The sequence below is a fragment of the Micrococcus endophyticus genome (genome assembly GCF_014205115.1).
Taxonomy (GTDB): Bacteria; Actinomycetota; Actinomycetes; order Actinomycetales; family Micrococcaceae; genus Micrococcus; species Micrococcus endophyticus.
Window position 1 is genome coordinate 1,936,386 of the sequence record NZ_JACHMW010000001.1, and the last position, 16,143, is coordinate 1,952,528.

A 16,143-nucleotide genomic window follows, 5' to 3' on the forward strand; every position below is an offset into this window, starting at 1 on the left:
TCTCCGATCTCACCGATCTCAAATCAACTTTGGTACATCGTCGAGTTGGTCGATGGGACCGTCCGGCTCACGCCGTCGCCGCCTCCACGGCCTGCCCCCACGACGTGGTCACGCGGGAGGAGCCGAGGACCTGGTTCAGCGCACGATGAGCCCTCTTTAGGTCCACGTCGTCCACGCAGCGCTCTCCGGGCAGCATGCGGCCGTCGGCGAGCAGCTGGCGGTACTCGTGCTCGAGCATGCTGGCCACAACCGTGGACTCGTACCTGCCGTCCACGAAGATCGTGTCCCGATGCACGCCCTCCAGCGTCATGAACCCGGCCTTGAGCATCCCCATGACATGGCGGTTGTAGGCCGCGGCGCGCAGCTCCACGCGATGCGCCCGCATCTGGTCGAACAGCAGGCCGATGCCGAGCTCCACCACCATGGCCCCGTATCCCGAGCCGACGCGCCCCGGGGGCACCACGATGCCGATGAAGAAGCTTCCGGTGCCGGGGGTCTCGATCCAGTTGAACACTCCCACGACGCCCTCGCCCGGGACGACGCCGACGCGCACGCCGCGGTGGCGCGCCGGATCCGGGCGGAGCTGGTCTGCCGTGATCCCCTCCTGCATCCCGTGGGCCAGCCTGCCCACCTCGCCGTCGAACCATCCGAGGATCTCCGGGATGTCGGTCTCTTCCAGCTCACGCAGGTACAGGGTCGCCTGGCTCATGATGTGGTCTCCTTCTGTGTGTGGTGCTCGGTGTCAGGGGTGGTCTCGGAGTCGCCGGCGGCGCTCCGGGGTCGAGTGGTCCGGGCGTCGAGCCCGGGCAGCAGCGGCAGGGTCGGGTCGGACAGCGACTCCAGGACCCTTACGGCGCCGGCGAGGCCGTCTCCGAACGAGTGGGAGAACCGCAGCTGCAACCGGCCGGGCATCAGGAGCTCACCCTCACGCCGCACGAGGTAGTGACGCAGTCGGCCCAGGCCGCCTCGCAGCAGCCCCTCCTCCTCCGCTGTCCTGTCCTGTCCGCGCTCCGCAAGGAACGCGATCGCTCCGAGCCGTCCGCGGAACAGGCCCTGGGTGGCCCACGAGCCGTCCAGACAGGTGCGGCCGGCCGCCGCCAGCACCTGCTCGAGCGCCGGGTCGGGTCGAACGGTGCTGAGGCGACCGGCCGCGAGGGCCACGCCGAGCGATCCTCCGGCCAGGTCCGGCTGGTGCTTCAGGTTCCCGCGGTCCAGCAGCACCGTCCCGTCTCGGCGGTGGACCAGGTGGACCAGGTCACGTTCGAGGGCCTCCCGCGCCGCGTCCAGCCAGTGCTCAGCACCGGTGACCTCAGCGAGGCGGACCGCGAGAAGGGCGAAGCCGCTGGGTCCGTCGAAGAGGCCGCGGCCGGACGCCCCCTCCTTCAATGCGCGTCGGGCCCGGCCGGCGATCTCCACCGCCTGGTCTACTCGTCCCGCGGACAACGCGGCCCACGCCACACCGGACAGACCGGACTCGAGCCCGGGCGCCGTCACATGTCGCGCCTCGCCGAGGGCACGGTCAAGGACGGCCCCGGCCGCTTCGTGGCGTCCGTGGGCGCCGAGGACCTGGGCGACACCGGCGCGTCCCGAGAAGAGCCCCGGGAGAACCCTCGGGGACCTCGCGACCTCGTCCTCGAGCCGGTCGAGGGCGACCTCGACGTGGGAGTCCCGGACGCGCTCCAAGGACCACAGGATCCCGGCCATGCCACCGCCCAGCGCCCATGCGGCACCTGCACCGCCGTCCACCGGAGCGTGTCCCGTACCGCGCCCCCAGGCGCCCACGGCCGCCACCAGGGTCCGGCGGGCCTCCGTCAGCAGACCGGGCAGGTCGTCCTCGTCATCGACTGGTCGGACGGCACCCCAGCGGGCGTCGGCGAAGCCCTCGCGCGCCGCTTGCCGCAGCCGGTCACGCGCGGCTGCCGGGAGCAGATGCCTCACCCCCTCCACGCGATGAGCCAGCACTTGGTCGGAGAACTCCCAGAAGGCGCTGTCCGGGTCGAGGAGCCACAAGTGGATCAGGTCGATCCGCCGCAGGTCCCCCGCACGGGCGTCCATCGGGGGCAGCCGGAAACCCGGTGCCACGGTGAAGCGGTCACCCGCCGCGGACGGATCGTCCGAGGCCGTCTCGAAGTCGATGAGCGCGACCGAGTCGTCGTCCCGGATCAGCACGTTCCCCGGGTGCAGGTCGCCGAAGCTCCAGCCCCGGCGGTGCATCGCCGCCACGGCGGCGCGCAGGTTCGCCACGATCCGTCCCGCCCGCTCGGCGTAGGAACGCCACCGTTCCGCGTCGGCCCCGGCGACCATGTCCGGGTGGTGCCGAGCGACGAACTCGATGCCGCGTGCGCCGTCCAGGTGCTCCATGACGAGGTAGGTCCGGTCGCCGAGGTCGTGCTCGGCCACGTGCTCCGGGATGCCCGGGATCCCCGCGAGCGCACGCAGGGCCCTTGCCTCGTCCGCCAGGGAGTCCGCCGCATCACGGCCGTCGAGGCCGAGACCCGTGTGCCGCCGGCCCTCCTTCACGACGACGCGGCGATCCTCAGGGGTGAGGGCGTCGTAGACCCCTCCCCCGTTGGACCGGTGGAGCGCCCGCGTGATCCGGTACGGCAGCACCTGCTCGGCGCGTGCCCGGCGATGCGCCTCGAGCGCCTCGACGGCCCGGACGGGCGCGGCGACGCCGTCCGGGAGCTCGGCCCCCGCGGTCCGCCGATCCCGGTGCAACGTGCCGTCGGCCGCTTCGTAGGCGAGCGCGTCCAGCCCGTTCGCAAGGCCCGTCCAGTGCTCCACGAAGGACCCGTGCCGGACGCCGTATGGCCGCCCCGCCACGGGCACGTCCGTCAGGGCCACGGCGGCCTCGCGACCCGCCAGGAGCGGGTCCAGCCGCTCCAGAAGCCGATCCGCCGCATCGGCGGCACCGGCGTAGACGGTGATGAACTTGCCGGAGCTGGTCCGCGGGGCGTACTTGCGCTCCATCAGGTGGAGGATGTCCGCGGAGGGCATGTACTTGAAGGAGAGCCCCAGTTCCAGGCAAAGCTCCCCCACGGTGTCGAGGGTCTCGTCCGCGTCCTCCAGGCGGGCGGCCACGTGGACCTTCCACCCCGCGGCGGGCAGCGGGTCCGGTGAGCTCACCGCGGACCACGGGGTGCGGCCGGCGGGACGCCTCATCCACCCGGCAGGCAGGGGCGCGAGGTCGAACCGGAACCGCCGCGCCGGGTCGGGGACGAAGTCCGCGGGCTCGTGGAACAGCGACCCGGGCCGGAGGAACACCTCGGTGCTCATGCCTCCTCCTCGCCACGCAACTGGGGTGCGATGTCCGAGGGCTCCACGGGAACCCACAGCAGGGTCGGGCGGCCTCCCAGTGCGCGCTCGACCGCCAAGGCCACGGCGCGTCCGGAGAGGCGAGGGTCGTCTGCGCTGACCACGTGTGCCCCGCCAAGGCGGCGGAGCAGGTGCGGCTCGCCGAGGAAGTCGCTGGTGAGGCCCGCGGCGCGCGCCTCACGGTCGAGCCAGCCCATGCCGCCGTCGTCGAACACGACGTACAGCAGCGGCAGCGGCTGGTCCAGGACGTCATGCAGGTCGGGGAGGAACGTGCTCAGAGCCGTGTCACCGGCGAGGCAGACCGTCAGGGGCGCACCGGCGCGCGCCGCACCGGCGGCAGCGGCGACGGAGCCGCCCAGGGTGGTCTGCTCGGACAGGGCCAGGGTCCGTCCAGCCGGAGGGAGCTGCAGATGGGGGAAGGAGTAGGACCAGATGTCATGCAGCCCGTTCTCGTGCACGGTGACCGTGCCTGCGGGGAGGGCGTCGCTCAGGTGTGCGAGCACCTGGGCGGTGCGTGACCCGACGTCGCCGTGCGCCGCGGAGAAGGCCGCGGACCGCGCCGCCGCGAGGTCACGGGCCCACGCGGTGTCCGCCCGGGAGACGGGTCGACGCGCTGCCACCGCGGCCGCGTCGGCCACGACCGTCACACCGCCGAGCCGCGTCACCAGGTGCTCCGGGGCGAGGTTCGCCTGAACCCAGCGCGTGTCCGGCCCCGTGGGCATGCCCTCGAGTGCGGTCTCCTCCAGGCGGCTGCCCAGAACAAGTACGACGTCGGCGCGTCGGGCGACCTCGGCGGCCTGGGGCATCAAGTAGAGCCCGGCGACGCCGAGGAAGGACGGGTGGTCTTCCGGGAAGCAACCCCGCCCCGAGGCCGTCACCACCACGCCGGCACCGAGGTCGTCGGCCAGCCTGATGAGCTGGCCTCCATCGCAGGCTCGGGCCCCAGACCCCAGCATCAGGAGCGGTCGATGGGACTCGGCGAGGACGTCCGCCAGCCCGTCCAGGTCCGTGCGCACCGCCGGCGGCACCGCCTGGGCATGCGGGAGGGACTCCGCCGCAGCGGGCTCGGGGTCGGGGAGCTCCAGGTAGACCGGGCCGGCCGGAGCGCTCGCGGCGAGCTCCACGGCGGCGGCCACCGCGCGCGCCGCGTCGGCGGGGTCGGCCAGGCGGGACGCGTGCTTGGTCACGGCCGAGACCATCTCCAGGGTCGGCGCATCCTGGAAGGCCCCCGTGCCCCGACGGGACGCGGCGGTTCCGGAGGCGAGCACCACGACCGGCCGCCCCGCCTCGAACGCCTCGAACAGCCCCGGTACGGCGGCCGCGACGGCCGGACCGCGCCCGATGACGCACGCCCCCACGATCCCGGTGAGCGCGGCATGGCCGGCCGCCATGTGCACGGCGGACGACTGGCGCACCGCCCGGTGCAGGCGGAGCCCGACGCAGTCCAGGGCGGACTGGGCGCGCATGTCGTCGTCGGGCAGACCGAAGACCTCCGTCACCCCCGCGTCGACGAGCGCGCCCACGGCGGCGGACCAGCCGGCGTCGGCGACGGCGTCGGCCGGGGCGGACAGATCCGGTGCCGCGGGCATGAGCACGGCCGCGCTCATGCCGCACGCTCCAGGACGACGCTCGCGTTGTGCCCGCCGAAGCCGAAGGAGTTGGACAGCGCCGTCGAGACGTCCACGGCACGGGCGTGGTGCGGCACCAGGTCGAACCCCGGGAACTCGGGGTCGTCCAGGTTGATGGTGGGCGGAACGGTTCCGTCCCGCATCGCCTGGACGCAGAACATGGCCTCCACCACCCCCGCTGCGCCGATCATGTGCCCCGTCATGGACTTGGTGGAACTGATGGGGACTCGTCGCGCGTGCTCGCCGAGCACATGGTCGATCGCGGCGAGCTCGGACTCGTCGTTGTAGCGCGTGCTCGTGCCGTGGGCGTTGATGTAGTCCACCGCGTCCGCCTCGACGCCGGCGTCGGCGAGTGCCTGCGCCATGGCGCGCCGGGCGCCGAGGCCCTCCGGGTGGGGAGCGGTGGCGTGATGGGCGTCCGAGGTCACGCCGTAGCCCGTCAGAACGGCGGAGTAATCGGCCCCCCGTGTCCGCGCCGACTCCTCGGACTCGAGGAGGATCGCCGCGGCCCCGGCGGACATCACGAAGCCCGAGCGTCCCCGGTCGAACGGCCGCGAGGCTCGATGGGGCTGATCGTTGAAGGTGCTGGCCAGGGCCCGCATGTTGGCGGTCGACGCCATGTCCTGGGGGGTCACGGCGTCCTCGGAGCCGATCACCAGCACGGCGTCGGCGTAGCCATGCCGGATCAGGCGCATCCCCTCGCCCAGCCCGACCGTGCCGCTGGCGCAGGCCGCAGACACGCCCTGGTTGGCACCCCGGGTGCCCCACTCGACGCTCAGGTACGAACTCACGGCGTCCGTGGCGCCGAAGATGGACAGATAGGGAGAGACGGCCCGCGGACCCCGGGTGTCCAGGGCACGCGTGCCCTCATGGAGGATCTCCGTGGGGCCGTAGCCAGAGGCGGAGAGGATCACGAAGCGGTCCAGGTCGATCGGCCACGGCTCACCCGGCTTCAGCCCCGCCGCCGACACTGCCTCCCGTCCCGCCAGCACGCCGTACTGGGAGGACCGGCTCAGCCGCCTGCGCTCGGTGTGTCCGAGCAACGCGTCCACACGGGCGTCGTCGATGAGTCCGCCGATCCGCACCGTGTGATCGGCGTACTCGTCCGGCAGGGCACGGATGCCGCTGCGACCGGCCGTGACGGCCTCCCAGGTCTCCTCCGCGCCGACCCCCAACGGGGTCACGGCGCCCAGCCCGGTCACCACGACCCGGTGCTCGTTGCGATGTGTGTTCATGCCTGGTCTCCTGCCTTGAGCGAGGCGCCGAAACGGACGGCGGCCTGCGTGATGTTGATGGGTCCGAGGGTCCGGCGCCCTCGGTGATGGATGAACCCGGACTCCACCCCGTTGCCGCCGAACGGCTCGAACGGGGGGATCGCCGCCACGAGGGACTGACCCCAGGCCACGAGCCCGATGTCCGTCATGGCGCGGGCGAAGGACTCTGTCCCGCCGTACACGGCGGTGCCGAAGCCGTTTTCGCGGTAGTGCTCGCTGTGCAGCAGGCCGAGGACCTCGTCCGTGTCGGCGAAGGTCGCGGTGGACAGGATCGGAGCGAAGTGCTCGTGGGGGCGGCTCCGGGCCTGCCCCGTCACTCGCACGACGGCGGGGTCGAAGGTCCGGTGCTCGAAGCGCAGCCCTCCCCCGCTCACCAGTCCGCCGGCGTGCGCGGTGAGGTAGGCCACTGCGCCGAGCAGGTCGGAGTCCTTGGCGAGGGGGGCGAGCCGTCCGCCGTTGGCGGTGACGTATTCGGCGGCGTCGCGGGTGAGCAGGGCTTCCAGCTCCTCGGCGACGTCCTCGTGCACCAGGACGATGTCCGGCGCCAGGCAGTCCTGACCGCCGTTGTAGAGGCGGGAGTACACGATCTCCTTGCTGGCCCGCTCCAGCCCGGCGTCCGGGAAGACGACCACGGGGTTGACCCCCCGGCCGAAGTACAGGAACACGTGGCGGCCGGTGAGCTGGGCGAGCACGTCCTCGGCGTTGGACCGATGTCCCGTGAACAAGACGACGGACGGCTCGGCTGCGACGCGGCGGACGAAGTCCTGCTGGGGCTCGCGATGGAACGCCAGCGGCGCCGGGCACCCATCCTGCAGCAGCTCGACGAGTCGCTCCACGACCTTCTCCGTGCCGGTGGCCGGCCGCACCCGGATGCGTCGCGCCCAGAGGGACGGGACGAGGCAGTAGATCGCGAAGGACTCGAGGATCGCGTTGCGGGCCATGAACACGTCCACGGGGATGCTCTCCGGCGTGGTGTGGAGGCTGAGCTCGCCCTCGGCCATGTCGAGGACGTTGAGCATGGCGCGGAAGTCGTGCTGCGCCGTGGGCAGGTCGCTGAGCTCCTGGATCAGGTGCATCAACTCCTGCCGGTGCGCCAGGACGGTGGAGCGCAGCCGTCCGAGCGCGCTCATCCGGTCCCGGCGCTGGCGGCCTCGGCCGCTCTGGAGGCCGGCGGCCAGCGCCTGCAGGCGCCGGCGGCTCACCTTCCCGCTCTCGTCCACCGGGACCTGGCCCACCACCTGCACGACGTCGGGTTGCAGCTCCGGATCGATCAGCGGCAGGATCCTGGCCTGCCAGTGGTCTCGGCTCCGGTGGAGGGGATCGTGGACCATCAGCCAGATGCGGGTGCTGGTCGCTCCTGCGGCCGCGACCGCGTACGCCTCGATGCCGGCCCTCGCCAGGGTCGCCTCGATCCACGCGAAGGGGATCACGGTGCCGTTGCGCATGGCCATGCCGGTGCGGCCGGCCACCACGAGGCCGCCGCTGTCGCCGTGGCCCACGTCCCCGGTGTCGAACCACAGGTCGTCACCGACGACCGGCGTCCGGTCGGTGCGGCCCACCAGGATGCGTCCCGGGACGCCGTCCAGCACGGGGACGCCCTCGTCGTCGACCACGGAGACCTGGAAGGTGTCCACTGGGCGCAGGACCCGTTGCACAGGCAGGGGGTCCGTCGGGGCGCCGGGCACGGCCGGCTCCGCGAACGCGACGTTGCCGAGTTGGGTCAGCCCGTAGCCGTCGACGAGGCCGCGACCGGTCTCCGCGTGGAAGTCGCGCAGCAGCAGCTCCGACACCCCTTCGCCGCCGACGCCGAAGAGGCGCACTCCACTCAGCGCTTCAGCCGTTCCGGGCCGGCGGCGCAGCTCATCGATCATCGCGCGATAGACCAGCGGTGGGGCGTCCACGGCGGTGACGGCACAGCGCTGGATCATGCGCAGGGCCTCGCCCGGACGGTGACGGCGACTGGTGACGAGGCCGGCTCCGAGGACCCAGGCGATCAGCACGCAGCTGGATCCGTACTGTCCGGAGAGGGGCAGCAGGGGCAACAGGACGTCGTCACCCGAGTAGTCCAAGGACCGGGCGGTGGCCAGGGCGTTCTCGGCCAGGTCCGCCCCGCTCTTCCAGACGAGGGTCGGCTGCCCGGTGGTGGTGCCGGAACTGAAGACGCCCAAGGCGCGCGGGGACCTGAACCAGGTCTCCCACTGGGGCACGGCGACCGGGGACTGCGGGTGGCGTCCACGCTCGACGGCGGTGAGCACGGCCCGCAGGTCCAGAGGGGCTGGGGAGCCGGTCTCCTGGCCGGCTTCCTGGGCGTCGACGGCGCGCAGGACGATGGCCGAGGCAGCGGCGAACCGGGCGGTGGATCCGTCGAAGGCCCGGTCGAGCCGGTCCACCAGCACCACCGAGCAGCGTAGGCCGGCGAGGGCGAGCAGTGCGAGGACCGTCCTGCCGGAGTCGTCCGACTCCAGGACCACGGTGGAGTCCGGCGTGACGCCCCGACCGACAAGGTCGTCCATCACGTGGGCGGCGGCGGTCTCGACCGCGTCGCCCTCGAGTCGGGTGCCCTGCCATGCGAGGGATCCGAGGCGAAAGCGTGCCGTGGGGGCCGCCGTGCCGAACCGGGCCGGGGTGCCGGAGGGAGCGGGCGTCCGGCCTCTGAAGGCGACGGAGGCGGGGGGTGGAGTGGTGAGGGTCATGGGGGTTCTCCCAACTCGATCGGGCGGTCAGAGGAGGCCGGGGGCGAGGGATGTCACGGGTGCGGCGGCGAGCACCTCGTGGACGAAGCGGACGTTGTGGACCATCAGCACGACGCCGACGATCCCGAGCAGCCACGCCGTGGTGGAGGTGCCGTGGTCCACGAACCACCGGTCCAGGCGGCGCAGCAGCGGTGTGAGGGCGTCACGGAACAGCACACGGAACACCGCCAACAGGAGGGCGGGGGCGATCATGACGAGGCAGTAGCCGGCGAGGGCCGCGATCTGGCCCGCCAGCGGAAGGGGCGATGCGCTCAGGACGCCTACGGCTCCGAGGTAGGGGACCATGGTGACGACTTCGAGGACGCCTGCCGCGAGCGCCAGGCCGATCACGGGGCCGAGGGACCCCACGCGGCCGTCATCGTCCGGAGCGCCCAGGGCGCGGTCCCGCCAGCGGGACAGGCGGCCGGCCCCGCTGCGCGAACGCCCGCGTCGACGGCCGCCTCCCGGGTCGATCACGAAGCTGGCCACGAGCAGGGCGGCTCCTGCTGCGAACAGGCCGGCGCGGAAGACCGGGGACTCGGTGTCCACCAGGTCCATGGCCGCCACGGCGGAGACGCCGAGCAGCAGGGCGATCCCCACCAGGACGTAGAACCCCGCGAGGGTGCCGAGGTAGAGGAGCACGCGTCCCGTCCGCAGCCGGCCGGGGGCGGCCAGCAGCCATACCGGCACGGCGAGGGCTCCGAGGCTGAGCGCGTCCACGAGGGCGAGCGCCGTGAGCACGGGCGCCAGAGCGAGGAGGGCGTCGAGGTCCGCTGTCATGCCGCCCAGTCTTCCGAGCGGCCGCGGGCCGGTCAGCGGACGAAAGTACAGGCGGCGGGTGTCCTATCGTCGACGGCCGGCGGCCCGCCGGGACGGGGGTCAGGCGCGGCGCGATCCCGGGAGACGAACGAGTCCCAGGTCCAGGGCGGTGATCAGGATCTGTACGCGGTCCCGCACGCCGAGCTTGGCCATGACCTTCACGAACCGGGCCTTGACCGTGGACTCGGTGATGAACAGGGCGGCCGCGATCTCCTTGTTGCTCTTGCCCTGGGCGAGCAGGTCGATCACTTCGAGCTCGCGTTCGGTGAGGGAGTTGAGGAGGTCCTCGTCCACGTCGGGGACGGCCGGCACGGACTCGGCCACGCCGTGGACGACGTGGCGGGTGACCTGCGGAGAGAGCACCGACTCACCCGTCGCGACGGCGCGGACGGCGGCGACCATCTCCTCCGGCAGGGCGTCCTTGACGAGGTAGCCCGACGCGCCCGCGCGCAGCAGGGGCACCACGTAGCGGTCCGTGGAGAAGGTGCTCAGCCCGAGGATCCCGATCTCAGGATGCTCCTCGTGGATGAGCCGGGTGGCCTCCACCCCGTCCATCTTCGGCATCTGCATGTCCATGAGGATCACGTCCGGCGCCAGACCGCGGGCCTGCACGACGGCGGCGCGCCCGTCCGAGGCCTCCCCCACGATCTCGATGTCGGGGTCGGCGGACATGTAGTCGCGCAGGGTCTCCCGCGTGAGTCCCTCGTCGTCGACGAGCAGCAGACGGATCGTGGTCATGTCGGCCCTCCCTCGGGAGCCGGCCCACCCGTCCCCCTCGATTCCACCCTAACCCGCAGCAGCGAGATCAGGATGGGAAGGGGATCCAGATGCGCGTGGCCCACTCGTCTGCGGCCGTGACGCCCATGGAGATGCGCCCGTCGTAGACCTCGACACGCGTCTTCAGCGCCTCAACGCCCGTGCCGGACGACATCACCGGAGCCGTGGCGCCGATCCGATTGCGCGTGCGCACCGTCACCTCGCCGTCGCCGACCTCGAGGCTCATCGTCACCGGAGAATCCGGGTCGCCGTGCTTGAGGATGTTGGTGCCGAGTTCGCGGAGGACTCGACGCAGGGACTGGCGGATCACGGTGGGGACCTCCGTCATGTCGCCGGTGACCTGCAGGGAGATCTCCATGCCGGCACGGCGCAGCGCCTCTCCGACCCCCTCGAGCGTGTCGGCGAGACCCACGGCGCTCAGGGTGGCGGACTCCTCCGTGGAGCCCATCACGTCCAGGACCGCGTCTCGATCCTGGGCGTGGGTCGGTGCCTCCACGTCCTCGGTGCGGCGCAGGACCAGCAGCATGCGCCGCAGGTCCTCGAGGGTCGACTGGCCGGCGTCGCCGATCGTCTCGAGGATCTCCTGCCGTTTCGCATCGTCGACGAACCGGGCCCGGCGCGCCTGCATGACGATCGCCGTGATGTCGTGGGCGACGATGTCGTGCAGCTCGTGGGCGATCGCCGTGCGCTCCTCCGCCCGCACCTCCTTCTGGACCCGATTCAGGGCCTCCACCCGTTCGGCGGCGTGCACCCAACGCGCCCGATAGCGAGAGAGGAACACGCCCGTCACCGTGGTGAGAGCCAGCAGAGTGAGGAGCACGAGCATGGCCGAGGCGCCGCCGCCCGAGGTGACAGCATGCACCACGACGTAGAGGCCGGAAAGAGCCGTGAAGACCCTCCACTCACGGGTCTCCAGGGTGAAGGTGATGACGACATTGAGAACGACCGCCACCAAGCCCACGGCCACCAGCTGGGCGACCTCGCCAGGAAGAACGAGGATGCCGGCCACGGCCTCGAGCATCCACAACAAGGCCGCGGCGCGGACGGAGACGGCGAGGGCGAGGACCGGCAGGTAGACGGCGGCCGCGACCCATGCGGCCGCCTGCCCCTCGACGCCCCCGAGATAGGTGAGGTCACCCATGGTGAACGCCACCGCGAGAGCGGCAACCACGATCCGGACCGGGGCCCCCCCGGGGACGGGAGGGGCGCCGATCCACCGGAGCGCGCGGCGCACCCGTCCCCCGGCCACCGGCTCGGACGTCGGACGGCCGGGACGGCCGACTCCACCGCGCGATGCAATGCCCACCCGTGCAGTGTAGAGCGGGTCATCACGGGGTGCGGCCAAGGGTCAGCAGGGCATGAACGTGCACCACAGCCCCCGGAAGCCGGTCCCCTGCTCGACGTGGTCGACCGCCTCATGCACCACAGCGCCGGCAGCCTGTGAGACCGACACGTGGGACGAGGCGGGGCCGGAGGCCGGGAGGGCCAGGCTCGCGGCGATCAGGGCGGACGCTGCGAGGGTGGAGAGCTTCTTCATGACGGAGGTGTCCTCTCGATGTGCGGTGGACCCGATGACCTCCGCGTGACATCTCCATCTTGCAAACCCTGCGCCCCTGCTTCGTTAGACGGAAGTACCGAATCGGCGGGAACATTCGGACACCACGGGTCCGCGTCGGCCAGCTCGTCACGCCCGCCGGGAGATCGCCGAGAGCGTGACCACCAGGCCGGCCACGCACCAGACCGCGAGCACCACGAGCGAGCCTCCGGAGACGCTGTAGGAGTCCGCGAGCAGTCCCGCCCGGATCGCGTCCGCGGAGGCCTGGACGGGCAGGAGGGCGTGGAGGGCCTGGAACCACTCCGGCAGTCGCTCCGGTGGGAAGGTCACCGGCGAGAACAGCATGATGAAGAAGAGCACCACCTGCGTGGTCACCTGGGCCAACAGGGGCGGGAGCAGCACGGCGATCGCATAGCCGGTGGCGGAGGCCGTCAGCACGGTCAGCGCGGCGGTGCCCAGGAGCAGCGGCCAGTCCACTCTGAGCTCGAAGCCGTACCAGAGCGCCCCGATGCCCACGGCCACCACGATCGACGGCAGCGCCACCAGCCCCCACATGGTCAGGTCGGCCGCCAGGAGTAGGAGCCGGGGCACGGGCAGGGAGCGCTGGAAGGTGTAGGACCCCCGGAGACGGGCCGTGGACACCGCCTGCGGCACCATCACGAGACCCACCGTCAGAATGAGGACGGTCGGGGCGCCCGTCGCGAGGTAGGCGGCGGTGGGCAGGTCCAGGTCAGGGATCAGCAGACCGAACCCCACGACCACCCCGAAGGCGAGCACCGCTTGGACCACCACGACGACGGGGAGCAGCGCGCCGGTCTGCGCGAGGGACCAGCGGAGCAGCTCAAGGTAGACCACATCGAGGCGGGCCGGGGCGGGCACCGGTCGTGGTGTCGGTGCGGCCGGGGGCTGAGCGGCGGTGACCGCCGGAGTGACGGAGGGCCGGGGCGCCGGGCGAAGGCCGGCGAAGGCGGTGACGTCAGACATGAGCGGGCTCCTTCTCGGCGGAGGCGGTCGCGGAGCGGGTGGTTGCCGGACCAGCCGGAGAGGGCCCGGTCAGGGCGAGATAGACGTCCTCGAGGCTCATCGGCGTGAGGGAGAACTGCTCCACGGCGCCCCGCTGGTGCAGGGACGATGCCCAGGCCACCGCATGTTCGGCGGACTCGCGGGGGATGGAGAGCAGCGTGCGGCGCCCGGTCCTGACGCTCCGGCTCACTGGGAACGGCGGCGCGACGTCGTCGGGAGCCGACCACAGCTCGAGGCGCAGCCCCGTTCCGATCGGGCCGCGCAGGTCCTGGGGAGTGCCGGCGGCCACCACCGCGCCGCCGTCGAGCACGGCGAGTCGGTCCACCACGGACTCCGCCTCCGCGACGTTGTGCGTGACCAGGAGGACTCCGGCGCCGTCATCGGCGAGGCGGCGTACGTGGGCCCACAGCAGACGACGGCGAGCCGCGTCGACGTCGTTGGTCGGTTCGTCCAGCACCACCAGCGGCACGGGGGCGGCAGCGGCCATGGCGAAGGCGGTGAGCCGCCGGACGCCGCCGGACAGGCCCGCCCCCTCGGCCCCGGCACGCTGACGTGCCCACCGGCCGATGTCGAGGCGATCCACGAGGTCGGCGGCGGCCGCAGCGGCGTCACGGCGGCTCAGCCCGCGCAGCCGGGCGGCCAGGCGGATGGCCGACGTCGGACTGAGCCCGTCCAGAGGCACCTGGGACTGAGGCTGGAGCGCCAGCGCACGGCGGGCGACGGCCGGCTGGGCGAGTACGTCGACGCCGGCCACGTGGAGCGTGCCGACGTCCGGGCGCACGAGGCCGGCGGCCTGCGAGACGAGGGTGGTCTTGCCGGCGCCGTTGTGCCCGAGCAGCCCCACCACCTCACCGGGGCGCACTGTCAGGTCCACCTCGTCGTTGGCCCGGGTGGTGCCGTAGGTCTTGGTGAGCCGCCGGGCGGCCAGCACGTGTTGCATCTCGTCCTCTCGGAGGGGTCCGCGCCGGTGGGTGCGGCGCTGGTCCCTGCCACCCTGGCGGCCCGGTCCAGGTGGCGGGAGTCTCGAAAGTGCACTCTTGCGGACGACACGCCGTCGGCCGGGCCTGCACGACCCGCCCGGCTTGCCTCACGGCACGGCCTGGCGTGGGATGGTGCCATGACCGCCGACCGCGCCCCTCAGCCCGCCTCCTCGCAGCCCGCAGCCCTCTCCCCCGCTTGGACGGGCCGCACGGACGGCGACGGCCCCGCGCACCGTCGCTGGCACGAGTCGGTGCGCCCCACCGTGCGTCCCGCGGACGGGAACCCCGCGGCCGGGAGCGCCGCGGACGGGCGCAGCTCCGGCGCCGGCGCGCCATCGTCGGGAACGCACTCCACAGCGCTGATCGGGTTCGCCTCGGACGAGGGCGTGCGCCGGAACCACGGCCGCGTGGGCGCCGAGGACGGCCCGGAGGCGCTGCGCGGCGCGCTCGCCTCGCTCGCGTACCTCGAGGGCACGGGCGCGCTCGTGGACGCGGGCGACGTGTCCGTGGACCGCGGCGACGACGACGCCCCCGGCGAGCTCGAGGCGGGCCAGGCCGAGCTGGGCACGGTGGTGAGCGGGCTGCTGAACGCCCACGACCTGGCCGTGGTGCTCGGCGGCGGGCACGAGACCGCCTACGCCTCGATCACGGGCCTGACCGGCTCCACGCGCGTGGATGCGGGCACACGCGTGGGCATCCTCAACCTGGACGCGCACTTCGACCTGCGCGAGGCGCCGCGGCCCAGCTCCGGCACCCCGTTCCTGCAGGCGCTGCGCGACGCCGAGGGGGCGGAGCATCAGCTCTCCTACGCGGTGGTGGGCATCAGCGAGGCCAACAACACCCGAGCCCTGTTCGACACCGCGCGCGAACGCGGGGTCACGTGGGTGACCGACGAGCAGGCCCAGACCGCCGACGTCACTGGCGTGCGCCGCTGGGTGCGCTCGTTCATCACCGCCGTGGACGTGCTCTACCTGACGATCGACCTGGACGTGCTGCCGGCCGCCGTCGCCCCGGGGGTGAGCGCACCGGCCGGCTTCGGCGTGCCGTACGAGGTGATCCACGCGTGCACGCTGGAGGCCACCCAGTCCGGGAAGCTCGCCCTGGCCGACGTCGTGGAACTCAACCCGTCCCTGGACGTGGACGGCCGCACGGCGAAGGCCGCGGCGCGGCTCATCCACACGATCGTCAGCCGCCACCGGACGACGACGGCGCTGCTCGCCTGAGGCGGGCCGGGGGTCCATTCAGGCGCGGGGCCGCGCGCGTCAGCGTCCCGCCGCCCACGGGGCCGGGGGCTCGGCGCTGCCGTGGGCCGCGCGTCGGGCGGCGTAGTCCAGCGCTGAGCGTGCCAGGAAGTCGTGCAGGGCCAGCACCCCGGCCCGGGCTCCTGCCGAGTCCCTCCGGGTCACCGCCTCCAGCGCCGGGACGTAGGACGCCCGGCCGCGTTCGACCTCGTCGGGCAGGCCCTTCGTGGTGGCGAGCCAGAACCGCCGGGAGAGACCCTGGAGCGGGACCAGGGAATCGGCGAGATAGCGGTTGTTCGCGATGGTGCGCAGGAGTTCGTGCGAGCGCCCGACGGCGGCGACGTACGCCGGCAGGTCCTCCACCGTGCGCAGGTGTCGCACGTGGGCCGCGACGGCGGCCAGCTGCTCCTCGTCCGCCCGCGCGCAGGCCAGTCCCACGGCCAGCGCCTCGAGTGACCGCCGCACCTCCAGCCTCTCCAGCTGGTCGTCCACGGAGATCGCGGGGACCTGCAGGCCACGTCCGCCCCCGACCAGGAGCCAGTGGTCTCGGATGAGGCGCTGCACGGCCTCGCGCAGGGGTGTGCGCCCCGTCTCGGCGGCGTCGATGAGGGCCGCCTCGCTGAGGACGGCGCCCGGTGGCAGTTCCCCGGTCTCGATCTTCTGCGTCAGGCGGGCGTAGGCCTCCTCCGACTTGTTCATGGGCCCAGCCTAGGCAGTCATCTTCCCGCACCCCCTTGATATATCCAGAATATGCGGCGTAGCGTGGCCCGCATCCTGTTACCGGCATCACGTGGAGGAC

The 16,143-nt window shown here is 72.8% G+C and carries 13 protein-coding genes; 1 reads left to right on the plus strand and 12 read right to left on the minus strand.

The features are described from left to right. Positions 1–67 precede the first annotated feature (67 nt). The 11 genes from HDA33_RS08820 to HDA33_RS08870 form a co-directional block, all read right to left on the minus strand. Entirely contained in the window at positions 68–709 is a 642-nt protein-coding gene (locus tag HDA33_RS08820; protein ID WP_184172594.1) for a GNAT family N-acetyltransferase, read from the minus strand. Continuing rightward, positions 706–3,276 (minus strand): class III lanthionine synthetase LanKC N-terminal domain-containing protein, encoded by a 2,571-nt coding sequence (locus HDA33_RS08825; RefSeq protein ID WP_184172595.1) that lies wholly within the window; start codon positions 3,274–3,276, stop codon positions 706–708. Before HDA33_RS08825 ends, HDA33_RS08820 begins: the two co-directional genes overlap by 4 nt. Beyond that, positions 3,273–4,922 (minus strand): thiamine pyrophosphate-binding protein, encoded by a 1,650-nt coding sequence (locus tag HDA33_RS08830; protein WP_184172597.1) that lies wholly within the window; start codon positions 4,920–4,922, stop codon positions 3,273–3,275. Before HDA33_RS08830 ends, HDA33_RS08825 begins: the two co-directional genes overlap by 4 nt. Next, positions 4,919–6,178 carry a beta-ketoacyl-[acyl-carrier-protein] synthase family protein gene (locus HDA33_RS08835; RefSeq protein ID WP_184172599.1) on the minus strand — a complete coding sequence of 420 codons (1,260 nt, stop codon included), beginning with the start codon at positions 6,176–6,178 and terminating at the stop codon, positions 4,919–4,921. The genes HDA33_RS08830 and HDA33_RS08835 overlap by 4 nt, the downstream gene beginning before the upstream one ends. Beyond that, a complete protein-coding gene (locus tag HDA33_RS08840; RefSeq protein WP_184172601.1) occupies positions 6,175–8,910 on the minus strand; it encodes an aldehyde dehydrogenase family protein in 2,736 nt (911 codons plus the stop codon). Before HDA33_RS08840 ends, HDA33_RS08835 begins: the two co-directional genes overlap by 4 nt. A 27-nt stretch (positions 8,911–8,937) precedes the next feature. Next, complete coding sequence (locus HDA33_RS08845) at positions 8,938–9,729, minus strand: GAP family protein (RefSeq protein WP_184172603.1); 792 nt, start codon at positions 9,727–9,729, stop codon at positions 8,938–8,940. Between the two features lie 99 nt (positions 9,730–9,828). Beyond that, positions 9,829–10,506, minus strand: coding sequence for a response regulator (locus tag HDA33_RS08850; protein ID WP_184172605.1), 678 nt, complete (start codon positions 10,504–10,506; stop codon positions 9,829–9,831). A 67-nt stretch (positions 10,507–10,573) separates the two neighbouring features. Then, the gene (locus HDA33_RS08855; RefSeq protein ID WP_184172607.1) at positions 10,574–11,686 is read right to left on the minus strand and encodes a sensor histidine kinase; all 1,113 of its coding nucleotides are present in this window, start codon (positions 11,684–11,686) and stop codon (positions 10,574–10,576) included. A gap of 207 nt (positions 11,687–11,893) precedes the next feature. Then, positions 11,894–12,082 carry a hypothetical protein gene (locus HDA33_RS08860; RefSeq protein WP_151436973.1) on the minus strand — a complete coding sequence of 63 codons (189 nt, stop codon included), beginning with the start codon at positions 12,080–12,082 and terminating at the stop codon, positions 11,894–11,896. Between the two features lie 147 nt (positions 12,083–12,229). Then, on the minus strand, positions 12,230–13,084 hold the full coding sequence (locus HDA33_RS08865; RefSeq protein ID WP_184172608.1) for an ABC transporter permease: 855 nt from the start codon (positions 13,082–13,084) through the stop codon (positions 12,230–12,232). Beyond that, a complete protein-coding gene (locus tag HDA33_RS08870; protein ID WP_184172610.1) occupies positions 13,077–14,063 on the minus strand; it encodes an ABC transporter ATP-binding protein in 987 nt (328 codons plus the stop codon). The genes HDA33_RS08865 and HDA33_RS08870 overlap by 8 nt, the downstream gene beginning before the upstream one ends. A gap of 177 nt (positions 14,064–14,240) precedes the next feature. Here HDA33_RS08870 and hutG point away from each other — a divergent pair, with 177 nt between their 5' ends. Continuing rightward, entirely contained in the window at positions 14,241–15,326 is a 1,086-nt protein-coding gene (hutG, locus tag HDA33_RS08875) for a formimidoylglutamase (RefSeq protein WP_184172612.1), read from the plus strand. A gap of 39 nt (positions 15,327–15,365) precedes the next feature. On the opposite strand, the gene HDA33_RS08880 is transcribed toward hutG, so the two are convergent. Next, positions 15,366–16,043, minus strand: a complete 678-nt coding sequence (locus HDA33_RS08880) for a GntR family transcriptional regulator (RefSeq protein ID WP_184172614.1) — start codon at positions 16,041–16,043, stop codon at positions 15,366–15,368. Positions 16,044–16,143: the final 100 nt, after the last annotated feature.